This is a genomic window from Enterobacter pseudoroggenkampii (assembly GCF_026420145.1).
Classification (GTDB): Bacteria; Pseudomonadota; Gammaproteobacteria; order Enterobacterales; family Enterobacteriaceae; genus Enterobacter; species Enterobacter pseudoroggenkampii.
Genome location: NZ_JAPMLV010000001.1, coordinates 1,449,207 through 1,464,549 on the forward strand (window position 1 = coordinate 1,449,207; position 15,343 = coordinate 1,464,549).

The 15,343-nt window shown below is 55.5% G+C and carries 15 protein-coding genes; 9 read left to right on the forward strand and 6 right to left on the reverse strand.

Going from position 1 to position 15,343, the window contains the following annotated elements:
* Positions 1–9 precede the first annotated feature (9 nt).
* From OTG14_RS07065 to OTG14_RS07075, 3 genes are all read right to left on the reverse strand, one after another.
* Positions 10–213 carry a hypothetical protein gene (locus tag OTG14_RS07065; protein WP_013096662.1) on the reverse strand — a complete coding sequence of 68 codons (204 nt, stop codon included), beginning with the start codon at positions 211–213 and terminating at the stop codon, positions 10–12.
* Positions 214–236: 23 nt separating this feature from the next.
* Positions 237–731: a YciE/YciF ferroxidase family protein gene (locus OTG14_RS07070; RefSeq protein ID WP_267214804.1), complete on the reverse strand. Its 495-nt coding sequence runs from the start codon at positions 729–731 to the stop codon at positions 237–239.
* A 94-nt stretch (positions 732–825) separates the two neighbouring features.
* On the reverse strand, positions 826–1,011 hold the full coding sequence (locus OTG14_RS07075; protein ID WP_004150795.1) for a con-10 family general stress protein: 186 nt from the start codon (positions 1,009–1,011) through the stop codon (positions 826–828).
* A 529-nt stretch (positions 1,012–1,540) separates the two neighbouring features.
* On the opposite strand from OTG14_RS07075, the gene hglS reads away from it, so the two are divergent.
* Complete coding sequence (gene hglS / locus OTG14_RS07080; RefSeq protein WP_032647139.1) at positions 1,541–2,884, forward strand: 2-oxoadipate dioxygenase/decarboxylase HglS; 1,344 nt, start codon at positions 1,541–1,543, stop codon at positions 2,882–2,884.
* Between the two features lie 43 nt (positions 2,885–2,927).
* Positions 2,928–4,433: a carboxylesterase/lipase family protein gene (locus OTG14_RS07085; RefSeq protein ID WP_267214805.1), complete on the forward strand. Its 1,506-nt coding sequence runs from the start codon at positions 2,928–2,930 to the stop codon at positions 4,431–4,433.
* Here OTG14_RS07085 and OTG14_RS07090 read toward each other — a convergent pair.
* Entirely contained in the window at positions 4,420–5,262 is an 843-nt protein-coding gene (locus OTG14_RS07090) for a LysR family transcriptional regulator (protein ID WP_048991120.1), read from the reverse strand. The genes OTG14_RS07085 and OTG14_RS07090 overlap by 14 nt on opposite strands.
* Before the next feature lie 114 nt (positions 5,263–5,376).
* Here OTG14_RS07090 and OTG14_RS07095 point away from each other — a divergent pair, with 114 nt between their 5' ends.
* The 4 genes from OTG14_RS07095 (at position 5,377) to rimL (ending at position 9,863) form a co-directional block, all read left to right on the forward strand.
* Entirely contained in the window at positions 5,377–6,546 is a 1,170-nt protein-coding gene (locus OTG14_RS07095) for a pyridoxal phosphate-dependent aminotransferase (protein WP_208763891.1), read from the forward strand.
* 10 nt (positions 6,547–6,556) lie between these two features.
* A complete protein-coding gene (locus OTG14_RS07100; protein ID WP_021242531.1) occupies positions 6,557–7,330 on the forward strand; it encodes a transporter substrate-binding domain-containing protein in 774 nt (257 codons plus the stop codon).
* A gap of 242 nt (positions 7,331–7,572) precedes the next feature.
* Positions 7,573–9,228 (forward strand): glucan biosynthesis protein D, encoded by a 1,656-nt coding sequence (locus tag OTG14_RS07105; protein WP_047075337.1) that lies wholly within the window; start codon positions 7,573–7,575, stop codon positions 9,226–9,228.
* Between the two features lie 95 nt (positions 9,229–9,323).
* Positions 9,324–9,863 (forward strand): 50S ribosomal protein L7/L12-serine acetyltransferase, encoded by a 540-nt coding sequence (rimL, locus tag OTG14_RS07110; protein ID WP_024908422.1) that lies wholly within the window; start codon positions 9,324–9,326, stop codon positions 9,861–9,863.
* Here rimL and ydcK read toward each other — a convergent pair.
* Complete coding sequence (ydcK, locus tag OTG14_RS07115; protein ID WP_267214806.1) at positions 9,858–10,838, reverse strand: YdcK family protein; 981 nt, start codon at positions 10,836–10,838, stop codon at positions 9,858–9,860. The two genes, rimL and ydcK, sit on opposite strands and share 6 nt — an antisense overlap.
* Before the next feature lie 134 nt (positions 10,839–10,972).
* Between ydcK and tehB the strand changes: the two genes are divergently transcribed.
* Positions 10,973–11,566 carry a tellurite resistance methyltransferase TehB gene (tehB, locus tag OTG14_RS07120; protein ID WP_048991127.1) on the forward strand — a complete coding sequence of 198 codons (594 nt, stop codon included), beginning with the start codon at positions 10,973–10,975 and terminating at the stop codon, positions 11,564–11,566.
* Here the strand turns inward: tehB and pepT are convergent.
* Positions 11,563–12,792 (reverse strand): peptidase T, encoded by a 1,230-nt coding sequence (gene pepT, locus OTG14_RS07125; protein ID WP_267214807.1) that lies wholly within the window; start codon positions 12,790–12,792, stop codon positions 11,563–11,565. The genes tehB and pepT overlap by 4 nt on opposite strands.
* 111 nt (positions 12,793–12,903) lie before the next feature.
* On the opposite strand from pepT, the gene OTG14_RS07130 reads away from it, so the two are divergent.
* Both OTG14_RS07130 and OTG14_RS07135 read left to right on the forward strand, forming a co-directional pair.
* A complete protein-coding gene (locus OTG14_RS07130) occupies positions 12,904–14,499 on the forward strand; it encodes an ABC transporter substrate-binding protein (protein WP_267215196.1) in 1,596 nt (531 codons plus the stop codon).
* A gap of 135 nt (positions 14,500–14,634) precedes the next feature.
* Complete coding sequence (locus OTG14_RS07135) at positions 14,635–15,309, forward strand: DUF3313 domain-containing protein (RefSeq protein WP_045910520.1); 675 nt, start codon at positions 14,635–14,637, stop codon at positions 15,307–15,309.
* Positions 15,310–15,343: the final 34 nt, after the last annotated feature.

The window sequence follows — 15,343 nt, forward strand, 5'->3', positions numbered from 1 at the left end:
AGGGTTCGCTTATTTGGTCTCACTTTCAGCAGCCTGATCGGCACGCGCGGCACTGTAGCCAGATAAATGGCCGACAATATTGGCGTAAATACTGATGATAATGACCCACAGCACGCTGTTCTTCCACCATATTACGGAAGGGATGGCGAGAATGAACCATATTATGGCTGCCGTTAAATGGCACCGTTTAATTGTCCTGGGACTGATGCTCATTTTATTTAACCTGTATTATTGCGTCATTTCTGCGCTTTTTGGTTAATATTTCCAACGGCCAGGTCGGTGAGTTTAAGGTCGGTCTCTTTTTCTTCTTCCAGGGTTTCGGCAAGAAGTTTAATGGCTTTTTTATAGCCCAGTTGTTCTGCTAATGTGGCAAGGGTACCGTAGCTGGCTATTTCGTAATGCTCAACTTTTTGTGCAGCAGCAATTAACGCGGCATCACGCACCTCGTTTTTTTCCGTGCTTTCGATGACTTCGTTGGCTTCTTCAATTAAGCCTTCCATCGCCACGCACTTCATGCGTTTGATCTTAATACCGTCTTCCTGCTCGACGATCTGGTCAATACGTTCAATCTGGCCCTGCGTCTCTTCCAGGTGTGCGGTAAAGGCGGCGCTCAGCTTCTCGCTGGACGCGGCGCGGGCGAGCTTGCTCAGTGCACGGGTAAGCTGCTTTTCTGCGCTGTAGGTATCCGACAGAAGATGAATAAATACATCCTCAACACTTTTCATATTCATAATAATTACGCTCCGGTAAAATAAAGAAAGGGTACTGCGAGCTTTTCAGCCCGCAGCATGCTCTCTGGTTTTATTAAAAGAGTTTTAAATAAGATCAGGAGTTATCAGACTTACGGCCTCCGCCGTGACTGTTCTGTCCCCCTTTCTTACCCGCTTCAGATGCGCGTTGCGGATCGTTTTTAAAATTACCACCGCTGTGCTGGCCACCTTTACGTCCAGCTTCTGATGCTTTTTCACGGTCTTCAGCGAAATTACCGGAACCACCACGATGCTCTGCCATATTAAACCTCATAGTCATATATTGGTTATGTCAGTACGATACGAAAATATTTCCGTATCACTCGTCGTTCGAGTAATAACTCTAGTCGCTGTACGTCATCCGTCAAATGCGTTTTGCTATTTGCGGTTGCGTTATTTTTAAGTATTTGTAAATTTGCGCTTCGCTTAAAATGGAAATATGGATAGGCAGGAAGGACTTGTAAACGACCATTCGGATTAATCCTAACTTAGAGCTAAAAATTTGAAAGGTGAGGATAAAAATAATGGCATGCTCAAATTGATTAATTTGCAGTCAGGAGAAAAACAAAAAATACTCCTTTATAGCTAGAAAGCGGAACCCTAAATAATTATAAGGAAAATCCTGGATAATAGCGTTCAGGTCGAAAGGGCGGTTCCGTTCGGATCCGTTCGGGGGCCAGTAGCACACGGTTTGACCACTGTCGTCTTAAGATCACAAATCAGAAATTCTTCCCCCCGGAAGGAACGGGTTTCTCTACACTCCAGGTAATATTCACTGGAGGCATGACATCATGGCGAACACCATCACGGCTGATGACATTCGGGAACACTTTTCGCAGGCTATGTCGGCGATGTACCAGCAGGAAGTTCCGCAGTACGGCACCTTGCTCGAACTGGTTGCGGACGTAAACCTGGCGGTTCTGGAAAATAATCCACTATTACATGAACAACTGGCTAACGCCGATGAGCTTGCGCGCCTGAACGTTGAGCGTCACGGGGCGATCCGCGTCGGCACGGCACAGGAACTTTCAACCCTGCGCCGTATGTTTGCCATTATGGGCATGTACCCGGTCAGCTATTACGATCTCTCTCAGGCGGGGGTACCGGTCCACTCAACGGCGTTTCGCCCAATCGATGATGCGGCGCTGTGTCGAAATCCGTTTCGTATCTTTACCTCGCTGCTGCGCCTTGAGCTGATTGAAAACGTCGCGCTGCGCGAACGTGCCGCAGAGATCCTCTCTCACCGGAACATCTTTACCCCCCGCTGTCTGGAACTGATCGACCTCCACGAGTCGGAAGGGCACTTTACTGACGCACAGGCCCACGAGTTTGTACAGGAAGCGTTGGAAACCTTCCGCTGGCACCGCCATGCGACGGTCGATCAGGAGACCTATCTGGCCCTGAGCAACGAGCATCGCCTGATTGCCGACGTGGTCTGCTTCCCGGGCTGCCATATTAACCACCTCACGCCGCGCACGCTGGATATTGACCGGGTGCAGGAGCTGATGCCGAAGTACGGTATCGAGCCAAAAATTCTGATTGAAGGCCCGCCGCGTCGCGAGGTGCCCGTCTTACTGCGTCAAACCAGCTTTAAGGCACTGGAAGAGCCGGTGCTGTTTGCCGGGGAACATAAGGGCACCCACACCGCGCGCTTCGGTGAGATTGAGCAGCGCGGCGTGGCGCTGACGCCGAAAGGCCGGGAACTGTACGATAGCCTTCTCGCCCAGGCCGGTACCGGCAAAGATAACCTCACGCACCAGCTGCATTTGCGGGAGATCTTTGGCGCTTTCCCGGACAGCGAGCTGTTAATGCGCCGTCAGGAGCTGGCGTATTTCCGCTACCGTCTGACGCCTGCGGGTGAAGCGCATCGCCACGCGTTCCGGCCGGGAGACGATCCGCAGCCGCTGATTGAGCGCGGATGGGTGGTTGCCCAGCCGATCACCTACGAAGATTTCCTCCCGGTCAGCGCTGCGGGGATTTTCCAGTCTAATCTCGGGAACGAAACCCAGGCCCGCAGCCACGGTAACGCCAGCCGCGATGCGTTTGAAGACGCGCTGGGCTGTCCGGTGTATGACGAGTTTGCGCTCTATCAGGAGGCTGAAACCCGCAGCAAACAGCGTTGCGGTTTGCTCTGAAATCGTTACTCTGCTGGGGTGTGATGGAAAAAATAAGGTCGTTATGCAAAATCCTTCCGCCCCTGTGGTTGAAACGCGCCAGGGCGCACTCTCTGGTTTAACCGATGAAAATGTCCACGTCTGGTGCGGTATTCCCTACGCCGCACCGCCCGTGGGGGAGTGGCGCTGGCGCTCTCCTCGGCCGCCTGAACGCTGGGATGGCCTGCGCGAGGCTACGGCTTTCTCGCTCTCAAGCTGGCAAAGCAGCGAATATTGTCAGGAGCTGGGCGGCGGCGATCCGGGCCAGTTTTCCGAAGATTGTCTCTACCTTAACGTCTGGTCCCCCAAAGAGCGCACCGGGGCGCTTCCGGTTATGGTCTGGCTGCACGGGGGCGGGTTTACGATTGGTGCCGGAGGCCTGCCGCCGTATAACGGCAAAGCGCTGGCCACGCGCGGCGTGGTTGTCGTGACGATCAACTACCGTCTCGGTCATCTCGGCTTTTTCGCCCATCCCGCGCTGGAAGGCGAGGAAGGACGCGTGGTGCATAATTTTGCCCTGCTGGATCAAATCGCCGCCCTCGAATGGGTGCGGGAGAACATCGCCGGGTTTGGTGGCGACCCAGACAATGTGACCCTGTTTGGTGAATCCGCCGGCGCGCGCAGCGTGCTCTCTCTGCTGGCCTCGCCGCTGGCAGCAGGATTATTCCATAAGGCGATAGTGCAAAGCGGATACACCTTGCCGGACACGCCGCGTGAACAGGCGCTGCAAAAAGGGGAAGCGCTGGCCGCCCATTTTGGCCTGGAAAAGGCGACTGCTGAGCAGCTGCGTGCCATTCCGCCTGAGGCGTTCTGGCCGCTCACCGCGCCGCTGAACGTCGCCCCGGCGCCCATCGTCGGGGACTGCGTTCTGCCCGAAGCGATGCTGGACGTCTTTTTCGCTGCCCGCCAGCATCCCGTGCCGGTGATGATTGGCTCCAACAGCGATGAAGCCAGCGTGATGGCGGTGTTTGGCATCGATCTCGCCAAACAAATTCAGAAGCTTCGCCGGGAGCGTCGCTTCGGGCTGGGGCTGATTAAGCTGCTCTATCCGGGCGTGAAAGGCGATGAAGAGTTGGGCAGACAGGTATGCCGCGACATGGCATTTACCACGATGGGCTATGTGGTGATGCAGGCTCAGCAGCGCGTGGGTGGATTGTGCTGGCGTTACTGGTTTGACTATGTCGCCGAGGCGGAACATGGCACGTATATCAACGGCGCCTGGCACGGCAACGAAGTGCCCTACGTCTTCGATACCCTCGGCCAGGTGGAGCCTTCACGCCAGTATGTCAACGAACGGGATCTGCAGTTTGCAGCCCAGGTGGCGGATTACTGGGTGAGCTTCGCGCGATACGCAGGGCTTCGCGACAGCCTGCCCGGGCCGACGCACTGGCCCGCGTGTCGCAAAGGGCGGGACGTTCTGTTACGCATTGGTGTGAATAAACATGCAGCTTTCAGGCTTGAAAACCGTTTTATGCGCGCCCGCATGAGCCTCTTCAAACGGGTGATGAAGCACCACGTCAGCCTCGATTAAGCAAACAGGCGCGAAACGCCGCCAGTCCATTTTCTTCGCCTGGCGTTTCGCGCAGCACCAGCCGGTAGCTTGCGCCGGTTTTTATGCTGGTTCCATAGGGCCGTAGCAGCCTTCCCGCGCGGACATCTTCTTCCACCAGCGTTTCGTCGGCAATGGCAACGCCCAGCCCCTGAATGGCGGCCGTAATGGCGAGATCCATCGTGTCGAAGTGTTGATTTTTGTGCATGACAAAGCCCGGACCTTCCTGTTTCGTCAGCCACAACGACCAGTCTGTCTTATCCCTTGTGGGGTGCAGGAACGTCAGCGAGCCCAGCGCTGCTCCTGCCCGCACCGGGCTTATCACCGGGGTGAGCGCCTCCTCAAACAGCAGATCGCCTGCGCTCATGTGCGTGCCGAACACGATGGCCGCGTCGTAAGATTCGGTTTTGAAATTGACGTTGTGATCGGTGGTGGTGGTCAGCGCAATTTGCAGATCCGGATGCTCGCGCTCCACCTCCAGCAGGCGCGGCACCAGCCAGCGCATGGCGCAGGTGGGGGCCTTGAGCCGGATCACGGTGTGCTGGCTGCGGGCCTGGTCGGCCACGGACAGCAGCTGCTCGAAAGCGGACTGCAGCTCCGGAAGCAGAGCGCTGCCCTGCGGTGAGAGGCGCAGCCCGCGCGCGTGGCGTTCAAAAAGCGGAAAACCAAACCACGCCTCAAGGGAGGCAATCTTGCGGCTCACGGCCCCCTGCGTCAGACACAGTTCTGCGGCGGCATGGGTCAGATTCAGGTGACGCGCGGTAACTAAAAATGCGTCGATGGCGTTAAGCGGGAGCGAACGGCGCGACATGGAAAATCCTCAGCTATGCATTTTTCTCATGGCTATTATGACAACAATTCGATTGTCCCGACAGCACAGATGTTGTTTGAATAGTTATGCAATGTCCATGAGAAGGGAAAGAGGATGACTTTACGAACGCCTGTGCAAACGCGCTCCAAACTGCCCGATGTGGGCACCACCATTTTTACCGTTATCGGCCAGCTCTCGGCGCAGCATAACGCGATTAACCTTTCTCAGGGCGCACCGAATTTTTCCTGCGACCCGAAGCTGATTGCGGGCGTCACCCGCGCAATGGAGGCGGGGCATAACCAGTATGCGTCAATGACCGGCCTGCAGCCGCTAAAAGAACGTATTGCCGATAAAATTGCCACGCTCTACGGCACGCGGTATGACCCTGCCAGCGAGGTGCTGGTAACCGCCAGCGCCAGCGAAGGGCTCTATTCGGCAATCAGCGGGCTGGTGCATCCGGGTGATGAGGTGATCTACTTTGAGCCGTCATTTGACAGCTACGCGCCGATTGTCCGTCTGCAGGGGGCAACGCCGATTGCCATCAAGCTCACCGTGCCGGATTTTGCCGTCAACTGGGATGAGGTCCGTGCCGCGATCACCCCGCGCACGCGCATGATTATCATCAATACGCCGCACAACCCGAGCGGTCAGGTCTTCTCCGCCAGTGACCTGCAGCAGCTGGCGGCCCTGACGCGCAATACCGACATCATTATTTTGTCTGACGAAGTGTACGAACACGTCGTTTTTGATGGTGAACCGCACCACGGGATGGCCACGCACCCGCAGCTGGCGGAGCGTAGCGTGATTATTTCCTCTTTCGGAAAAACCTATCACGTCACCGGGTGGCGCGTGGGTTACTGTGTTGCCCCGGCGGTACTGATGGACGAGATTTGTAAAGTCCATCAATTTTTAATGTTTTCTGCCGATACGCCAATGCAGCACGCGTTTGCTGAGCATATGGTCGACCCGCAAACCTGGCTGTCGCTGTCGGCGTTTTACCAGCGTAAGCGCGATCTTCTGCACAGCCTGCTGGCCGATTCGCCGTTTACGCTGCTGCCGAGTGCCGGATCGTTCTTCATGCTGGCGGACTACAGCCAGTTCAGCGACGAGCGCGACAGTGAGCTGGTGAAACGGCTGATCGTCGAGTACGGTGTTGCCACCATTCCGCTGTCGGCGTTTTATGCGGACGGTACGGATAATAAATTGATTCGTCTCTCTTTTGCGAAAGATGAGGCGACGTTACGGGCAGGTGCCCAGGCCCTGTGTCGGGTTAAACCACGCTAAGGAGTATGAGATGAAATTACGCGCGCTAGTTGTCGGCATGGGATTGCTGTGTACCTTTTCCTCCTTCGCGGCGTCCGAGCTGCGTTACGGTCTGGAAGCAGAGTATCCGCCGTTTGAAAGCCGCAATGCGGCAGGCGAGCTGGAAGGGTTTGACGTTGAGCTGGGGAATGCCATCTGCAAAGCGGCAGCGCTGAAGTGCAGCTGGGTGGAAACCTCATTTGATGCGCTGATCCCGGGGCTGGTGGCGAAGAAATTCGACGCCATCAACTCGGCGATGAACATTACCGAGCAGCGCCGCAAGAGCATTGATTTTACCCAGCCAATTTACCGTATTCCGTCACAGCTGGTCGGCAAGGCCGGTACGGCGGTTGAGGCGACGCCTGAAGGGCTGAAGGGCAAAACCATCGGCGTGCTGCAGGGCTCCATTCAGGAAACCTATGCCAAAGAGCACTGGGAAAAGCAGGGTGTCACCGTGGTGTCTTATAAAGATCAGAATATGGCCTGGGGCGATCTGCTGAATGGCCGTATCGACGCCTCGCTGGTCATGTCCGCGGCCGGGCAGGCAGGTTTCCTCAGCAAGCCGCAGGGGAAAGGGTTTGGCTTCATCGGCAAGCCGGTGTCTGACGACACTATCCTCGGCAGTGGGATCGGTTTTGGGTTGCGTAAGGGTGACGAGGCCACCAAAAAGCAGCTTGATGCCGCAATTGATAAAGTACGTGCCGACGGCACGATCGCTAAACTCGCTGATAAGTACTTCCCGGGTATCGATGTCAGCGTAAAATAACCGCCTCATTGGCCCCGGCGAACGATGTCGCGCCGGGGCATTTTTATACACATTTTCCAGGCTTTCTTTACACCACTTTCGGGCCGTTCTGGTCGACAGAAAATATTTCTCACTTTGTTCAGATAATCACCGGCCAACAATTGGATTCTTAACCATTTTTGTTTAGGCTGTGCGTTCTTTCTTGCCGTCATTTCGCCGAGCGCGGAACACATTCACACGACCATAAGGACGTTTTTCCAGGCATGAATCGCAGACGTTTTCTAAAAGGCTCGCTGGCAGTGGCAGCCCTGAGCGGCACATCCGGCCTTGCTTCCCTGTTTTCCAAAGCGGCATACGCTGCCGACTCTGACATTGCTGACGGCCAGAGCCGTCGTTTTGACTTCTCCGTACTGCAATCCATGGCGCATGACCTGGCGAAAACCCCGTGGGGTGGCGCACCGCGTCCGCTGCCGGAGACGCTGGCGACGATGACGCCGCAGGCGTACAACGCCATCCGCTACGATGAAAAACAGTCACTGTGGAACAACATTGAAGGGCGTCAGCTGGACGTGCAGTTCTTCCATATGGGAATGGGGTTCCGCCGTCGCGTGCGGATGTTCTCGCTGGACCAGTCCACCTCTATGGCGCGCGAGATCCACTTCCGCCCGGAGCTGTTCAGCTACGGCGAAACGGGTGTGGATACCAAACAGCTGGAAGGGCAAAGCGATCTCGGCTTTGCGGGCTTCCGCGCGTTTAAGGCCCCTGAACTGGCGCGTCGCGATATCGTCTCTTTCCTGGGCGCGAGCTATTTCCGCGCAGTGGATGACACCTACCAGTACGGCCTTTCCGCCCGCGGTCTGGCGGTAGATACCTTTACCGACACGCCGGAAGAGTTCCCGGACTTTACCTCCTTCTGGTTTGAAACCGTCAAACCCGGCGATACGACCTTCACCGTCTATACGTTGCTCGACAGCCCGAGCATTACCGGCGCCTATAAGTTCGTGATCCACTGCGAGAAGAGCCAGGTGATCATGGAGGTGGAAAACCATCTCTATGCTCGGAAGGATATCAAGCAGCTCGGCATCGCGCCGATGACCAGCATGTTCAGCTGCGGCAATAACGAACGCCGCATGTGCGACACCATTCATCCGCAAATTCATGACTCCGACCGCCTGGCAATGTGGCGCGGCAACGGGGAGTGGATCTGTCGTCCGCTGAACAACCCGCAGAAGCTGCAGTTCAATGCCTATATGGACAAAAACCCGAAAGGGTTCGGCCTGCTGCAGCTCGACCGCGATTTCTCGCACTATCAGGACGTGATGGGCTGGTATAACAAACGCCCAAGCCTGTGGGTTGAACCGCGTAACGACTGGGGTAAAGGCGCGGTTGGCCTGATGGAGATCCCGACCACCGGTGAAACGCTGGATAACGTGGTCTGCTTCTGGCAGCCGGAAAAAGCTGTCAAAGCGGGCGATGAGCTGGACTTCAAATATCGCCTTTACTGGAGCGCGATGCCGCCGGTGCGTTCCCCGCTGGCCAACGTCTATGCCACCCGTACCGGCATGGGCGGCTTCCCGGAAGGCTGGGCACCGGGCGAAAACTACCCGAAAGTGTGGGCCCGTCGCTTTGCCATCGACTTCGTCGGCGGCGACCTGAAGGCCGCTGCGCCAAAAGGCATCGAGCCGGTGATCACGCTCTCCAGCGGTGAAGCGAAGCAGGTGGAGATCCTCTACGTTGAGCCGTTTGACGGCTACCGCATTCTGTTTGACTGGTACCCAACGTCGGATTCGACGGAGCCGGTGGATATGCGCCTGTTCCTGCGCTGCCAGGGCGACGCCATCAGCGAAACCTGGCTGTACCAGTATTTCCCACCGGCGCCGGATAAACGTCAGTATGTTGATGATAGGGTGATGCGTTAACCCTTGTGCCGGGTGGCGGCTTCGCCTTACCCGGCCTGTGTTTCGATACTGTAGGCCGGGTAAGCGCTAGCGCCACCCGGCAATTGAGAGGCACCATGTCTTCAGAAATCATTCCCGTTTCACAACACATCGAACTGCGTTCCGTCGAAGAACATTACGCCACCGACCTGCACAATCTCGTCGTCAAAAACAAAACCTTTCTGCAAACCGCCTTTGACTGGGCGCAGCACGTGGGCAGCGAAGAGGATACCCGCCGTAACGTGCAGAGTAATCAGATGCTGCACCAGCGCGGCTACGCCAAAATGTTTATGATCTTCAAGGATGGCGCGCTGGTTGGCGTGCTTTCGTTTAACACGATTGAACCGACCAACAAAACTGGCTACATCGGCTACTGGCTGGATGAAGCCCACCAGGGGCAGGGCATTCTCTCCCGGTCTTTGCAGGCATTTATGCGTTACTACGTCGAACGCGGTGAGATCCGCCGTTTTGTGATCAAGTGTCGGGTGGCGAATCAGCACAGCAACAGCGTTGCCGTGCGCAACGGTTTTACGCTGGAAGGGTGCCTGCGGGAAGCGGAATACCTGAACGGTCGCTTTGACGATGTGAATATCTACGGCAGGATCTGTACCCTATAACGCCCCCAGCAGCGGCGTGCGGGTGATGCGCTGGTCGCCGTTAATCACTTTTTCGCCGCGCAGGTGAATGCTCTCGCCGGCAAACGCTTCAATGACCGCATCGTCGGTGATTTCAACCCGATGCTCGATAAGCACATCACCGCTGATGCGCGCGCGTCCCTGGATCACCACTTTGTCATCCAGCATGATCGGCCCGCCGCGCAGCCACGCCTGACCGCCAATCAGGACGTGGTGCTTGATGATGCAGTTTCCTTCCACCACGGCATTCTCCGCAATCTGCGAGCTGTAGCGCACCGTCGGAATGGCATCGTCGTCAAAACCGGCAATCACGCGGGCGTTACCATAGACTTTTGCGCAGTCGCACACCCAGACGTTGTTCAGATCGTTACCCTCGAGGATCGCGTTGTCAAAGACCTCGGCCCGGTGTTCAACAAAGGCAAAATTGACCATCGCCTCGCCGTAGATTTGCGCCTGGTGCACAATCCGCGACTGGCTCACCGTCGCCTTGTCGTAGATTTGCAGGATCTGTTCATGGTCCGGCGTTAACCCTTTGGCAGCAATCACCACGCTGTGATGCAGCACGCGCGCTTCGCCGTAGATATGACACTCGCCCCGTACGCAGGACTGCTGAATGGTGACGTTGTCACTTATGCGCGCCCCGTGGCTGACCTCCGCGCCGTCCAGCCAGCAGCTGTCGCCGATATGCGCGTCATGGCTAATGATGCACGGAAGGGTAAGGCGCGCGTTGCCGGACACGGTTGCACCCGCGAACACCACGCTGTTTTCGTCGTAGATCCAGCAGTCGCCGTCCTGCGCGAGGGCGCGCTCATCGTCAATCCAGCCGCCTTTCGTGCCGGCCGTCACGTCGTTAAAGTCCGCCGTCGCGACGATCTGCCGCAACGTCGCAGAGTGGGTGGTTTCGCCGTTTTTCCATTGCCAGAGGCGGGTTTCATCGCTGAGCCGGTATTTTTTCATCGTTTGATCTCTGGTATGCGTCTTCACTAAACGTAGCAAATTTTTCGGTTTTAGAACGGCTGGCAACCAGACGGTAAACACCTTAAAATGGCATGTAAAATGCAATTTCACTTTATGCGAACGCAGGAAAAACAATGACCGTCGATGAGAATTACTTCACAGAGAAATATGGCTTAACCCGTACCCATTCAGAGGTGCTGTACAGCGCGGAAATTGTGAAGCCCGGTAAAACGCTCGATCTGGGCTGCGGCAACGGCCGTAACAGCCTGTACCTCGCGGCCAACGGGTACGACGTGACCGCATGGGACAAGAACCCGATGAGCATCGACAATATCGAGCGCATCAAAGCGGAAGAAGGGATCGCTAATCTGCATACCGCGATTAAGGATTTGAACAACCTGAGCTTTGACGGCGAGTACGATTTTATTCTCTCCACCGTGGTGCTAATGTTCCTGGAGTCAAAAACCATCCCAGGCCTTATTGCCAACATGCAGCGCTGCACGAGGCCGGGCGGTTACAACCTGATCGTTGCCGCCATGGATACGGCGGATTACCCGTGCACCGTCGGCTTCCCGTTTGCGTTTAAAAGCGGTGAGCTGAGCAACTACTACGAAGGCTGGGAGTTGCTCAAATACAACGAAGACGTTGGCGAACTGCACCGTACCGATGAAAACGGCAACCGCATCAAGCTGCGCTTTGCCACAATGCTGGCGCGCAAGCCCGCTTAACGGGCGGCCAGCAGGCAGAGCTGGAGAGCAGTCTTGTAAGACGCCTCGAACGACGACAACGGCAGGAATTCAAACTTCGAGTGGAAGTTATGCGCCCCGGTGAAGAAGTTCGGGGTGAGTAGCCCTTTAGCCGAGAGCGCCGCGCCGTCGGTGCCGCCGCGCATCGGCGTCGGTTTCGGCGCGATGCCTAGCGATTCCATTGCCTCGAACATCAGATCGATGGCGCGTCGGTCTTCGCCAATCGCATTGCTGATATTGCTGTAGGTATCTTCAATGCGATAGTCCACCCTGGCTGTTGGATGTTGGGCGGCAATCAGCGCGGCAACGTCGGCAATCTGCTGCTTGCGGGCGGCAAAGCTGTCCTTGTCAAAGTCGCGGATATTGGCCTTTAGAACGGCCTCGTTCTGTCCGGCCTGAATGCCGTTAAACCAGATATAGCCTTCACGCCCCTCGGTGCACTCCGGCGTTTGCTGGCGGTCAAAATGGTTGATGTAGTCAGTCGCCATCAGCAGGGGATTCACCAGCACGCCTTTGGCGGACATCGGGTGCGCCGTAACGCCGGTAAAACGGATCTCCGCGGCCGCCGCGTTAAAATTCTCGTAGACAATTTCCCCCAGCTCGCAGCAGTCGATGGTCCAGGCAAAATCGACGTCAAAGCGCGTAAGATCCAGCGCTTTGGCGCCGTTCAGGCCGATCTCTTCGTCAGGCACAAACGCCACGACGATATCCCCATGCCGATGTTCTGCCGACAGGTTTTCCAGCACCGTCATGACCACCGTGACCGCCGATTTATTATCCGCGCCCAATACGCTGGTTCCGTCGCTGAAAATAATCTCCTCATTCGGATAAGCCAGAATTTCCGGATGCTCTTTAACCCGCAGCCAGATGTCTTTCTCTTTATTCAGACAGAGATCTTCACCGGTAAAGGTTAATATTTGTGGATGAATATCCGGTGAAAGTCCCACGTCGACGGTATCAATATGGGTAATAAAGCCGATGCGCGGCGCACCGGGCACGTTGCCTTTTTTTACCGCCGTTACCGTGGCGAATTCATCAATCACAATATCGTCTAACCCCAGCTGTGCCAGCTCCTGCGCAAGCTCCCGCGCCATGTCGTGCTGGCCCGGCGTTGAGGGCAGGGTTTTGACTTTGGGATCGCTCTGGCTGGTGATCGCGAGATAGCGGAAAAAACGGTGCGTTAATTGTCTGGAAAGCGGCGAGCCCATAGTGATTTATTCCTTATTTATTTTTCAGGTGTTTGCCACTTCACTTTAATGTTATTTATGAAATGGCAAAAGAATTAATTAGCCGTCGAATTAAAAAGACAGGAATAAATGATGAAAAGCAACCTCACAACTATAGCGCTGGCACTCGCTGCACTCACGGTCAGTTCCGCCGTTGCCGCGAAAACGCTGGTGTATTGCTCCGAAGGATCGCCGGAAAACTTTAATCCTCAATTATACACCTCGGGAACCAGCGTGGACGCCAGCGCCGTGCCGGTCTATAACCGGCTGGTCGATTTCAAACCCGGTACCACGGAGCTGGTGCCGAGCCTGGCGGAGCGCTGGGAGGTGAGCGACGACGGCAAGGTTTATACCTTCCATCTGCGTAAAGGCGTGAAGTTCCAGAGCAATAAATCTTTTACGCCGACCCGCGACTTTAACGCCGACGACGTGATTTTCTCGTTTATGCGGCAGAAAGACGTGAACCATCCCTACCACAACGTCTCTAACGGCAGCTACTCCAACTTCGAAAGCCTGGAGTTTGGCAGCCTGATAACCAGCATTGATAAAGTCGATGACCATACCGTGCGTTTTACCCTGGCGCACCCGGAAGCGCCGTTTGTCGCCGATCTGGCCTGGTATTTTGCCTCAATCCTTTCAGCGGAGTATGCCGACGCGATGCTGAAAGCAGGCACGCCGGAGAAGGTGGATATGGAACCCATCGGCACCGGGCCGTTTAAGCTGGCGCAGTATCAGAAGGACTCCCGGATCCTGTTCACTGCGTTTGCCGACTACTGGCAGGGGAAATCGAAGCTGGACAGGCTGGTGTTCAGCATCACCCCGGATGCCTCAGTGCGTTTTGCCAAAATTGAGAAGAATGAATGTCAGGTGATGCCGTTCCCGAATCCGGCCGATCTGCCACGCATGAAGGCCAACAAAGACATCAATCTGATGAGTAAGGCGGGGCTAAATACCGGCTTCCTGGCGTTCAACACGCAGAAGCCGCCGCTGGATAACGTGAAGGTCCGTCAGGCGCTGGCGATGGCCATCAACAAACCGGCGATTATTGATGCGGTGTTCCACGGTACCGGAACCGCGGCGAAGAATCTGCTGCCGCCGGGCGTCTGGAGCGCCGACAGCGAGCTTAAGGATTACGACTACGATCCTGAAAAAGCCAAAGCGCTGCTGAAAGAGGCCGGTTTTGCCAGTGGCGTGAGCGTCGACCTGTGGGCGATGCCGGTACAGCGTCCTTACAATCCGAATGCGAAACGCATGGCGGAGATGATTCAGGCCGACTGGGCGAAAATCGGCGTACAGACCAAAATCGTCACCTACGAATGGGGTGAATACCTTAAGCGCGTGAAGGGCGGCGAACATCAGGCCGCGCTGATGGGCTGGACGACCGCAACGGGCGATCCCGATAACTTCTTTGGTCCGCTGTTTACCTGTACCTCGGCAAACGGCGGCTCAAATTCGGCGAAATGGTGCTATAAGCCCTTTGATAAAATTATTGCGGAAGCAAAATCAACGACCGATCGCGATAAACGCGTGGCGCTGTATAAAGAGGCTCAGCAGATTATGCATGACCAGATGCCCGCGGTGATGATTGCGCATTCAACCATTTTCGAACCGGTGCGCAAGGAGGTGACGGGCTATGAAATCGACCCGTTTGGCAAACATCTGTTCTGGCAACTGGATATAAATCAGTAATTTTTCACTGCCCGGTGCGCCTCCGGGCAGTCTTTTTGCAATTTGTGCTCACCACATCATTTTTTGTCACAACAAACCCGCCAGTCTTTTGCTATAACTTCAAATGCATACTTGCAGATAACATGGAAAACTATCATGCGTACTCAAACTTTTTTTAAAGTTGCAGTGCTTACTGGTCTGTTGGCGTTGGCCGGCTGTTCTTCAAAAGTCGCCGCTCCAGAACAATACTCCGGCTTTTTAAAAGACTACTCAGGCTTGCAGCAGACAACGTCTGCGACGGGTAAACCAACGCTGCGTTGGGTCGACCCTTCTTATAATGAAGCTAACTACGACAGTATTCTCTGGACACCGATTACCTATTATCCAACGCCAAAACCTACCACGCAAATTGGTCAAAAAACGCTTGATGAGCTGTTGAACTACACCAATAACAAAATGAAAACTGCGATTGGTACGCGTAAGCCGGTTGTGACCACGCCGGGTAAACATAGCCTGATTTTCCGCGGCGCGATTACCGGGGTGAGTTCGCAGAAAGAGGGGCTGCAGTTCTATGAAGTGGTGCCTGTTGCGCTGGTGGTTGCCGGGACGCAGATGGCAACCGGACACCGAACCATGGATACGCATCTCTTCTTTGAAGGCGAGCTGATCGATGCGGCCACCAATAAACCGGTCATGAAGGTGGTACGTAAAGGCGAAGGTAAAGAGCTGAATAACGAAAGCACACCAATGACCTTTGCAACGCTGAAGCAGGTTGTTGATGACATGGCGACGGATGCCACCATGTTTGATGTGAAAAAGACCGCAAAATAAAATAAAACGGCCTGCGTAATGCAGGCCTTTTTAT

Excerpts from the sequence above, each read along its gene's own strand:
- OTG14_RS07105 (WP_047075337.1), top strand. The coding sequence starts at position 7,573 with ATGAATCGCAGACGTTTTCTAAAAGGCTCGCTGGCAGTGGCAGCCCTG.
- OTG14_RS07065 (WP_013096662.1), bottom strand. The coding sequence starts at position 213 with ATGAGCATCAGTCCCAGGACAATTAAACGGTGCCATTTAACGGCAGCC.
- OTG14_RS07075 (WP_004150795.1), bottom strand. The coding sequence starts at position 1,011 with ATGGCAGAGCATCGTGGTGGTTCCGGTAATTTCGCTGAAGACCGTGAA.
- pepT (WP_267214807.1), bottom strand. The coding sequence starts at position 12,792 with ATGGGCTCGCCGCTTTCCAGACAATTAACGCACCGTTTTTTCCGCTAT.
- ydcK (WP_267214806.1), bottom strand. The coding sequence starts at position 10,838 with ATGAAAAAATACCGGCTCAGCGATGAAACCCGCCTCTGGCAATGGAAA.
- rimL (WP_024908422.1), top strand. The coding sequence starts at position 9,324 with ATGTCTTCAGAAATCATTCCCGTTTCACAACACATCGAACTGCGTTCC.
- OTG14_RS07135 (WP_045910520.1), top strand. The coding sequence starts at position 14,635 with ATGCGTACTCAAACTTTTTTTAAAGTTGCAGTGCTTACTGGTCTGTTG.
- OTG14_RS07090 (WP_048991120.1), bottom strand. The coding sequence starts at position 5,262 with ATGTCGCGCCGTTCGCTCCCGCTTAACGCCATCGACGCATTTTTAGTT.
- OTG14_RS07100 (WP_021242531.1), top strand. The coding sequence starts at position 6,557 with ATGAAATTACGCGCGCTAGTTGTCGGCATGGGATTGCTGTGTACCTTT.
- OTG14_RS07085 (WP_267214805.1), top strand. The coding sequence starts at position 2,928 with ATGCAAAATCCTTCCGCCCCTGTGGTTGAAACGCGCCAGGGCGCACTC.
- tehB (WP_048991127.1), top strand. The coding sequence starts at position 10,973 with ATGACCGTCGATGAGAATTACTTCACAGAGAAATATGGCTTAACCCGT.
- OTG14_RS07130 (WP_267215196.1), top strand. The coding sequence starts at position 12,904 with ATGAAAAGCAACCTCACAACTATAGCGCTGGCACTCGCTGCACTCACG.
- OTG14_RS07070 (WP_267214804.1), bottom strand. The coding sequence starts at position 731 with ATGAATATGAAAAGTGTTGAGGATGTATTTATTCATCTTCTGTCGGAT.
- OTG14_RS07095 (WP_208763891.1), top strand. The coding sequence starts at position 5,377 with ATGACTTTACGAACGCCTGTGCAAACGCGCTCCAAACTGCCCGATGTG.
- hglS (WP_032647139.1), top strand. The coding sequence starts at position 1,541 with ATGGCGAACACCATCACGGCTGATGACATTCGGGAACACTTTTCGCAG.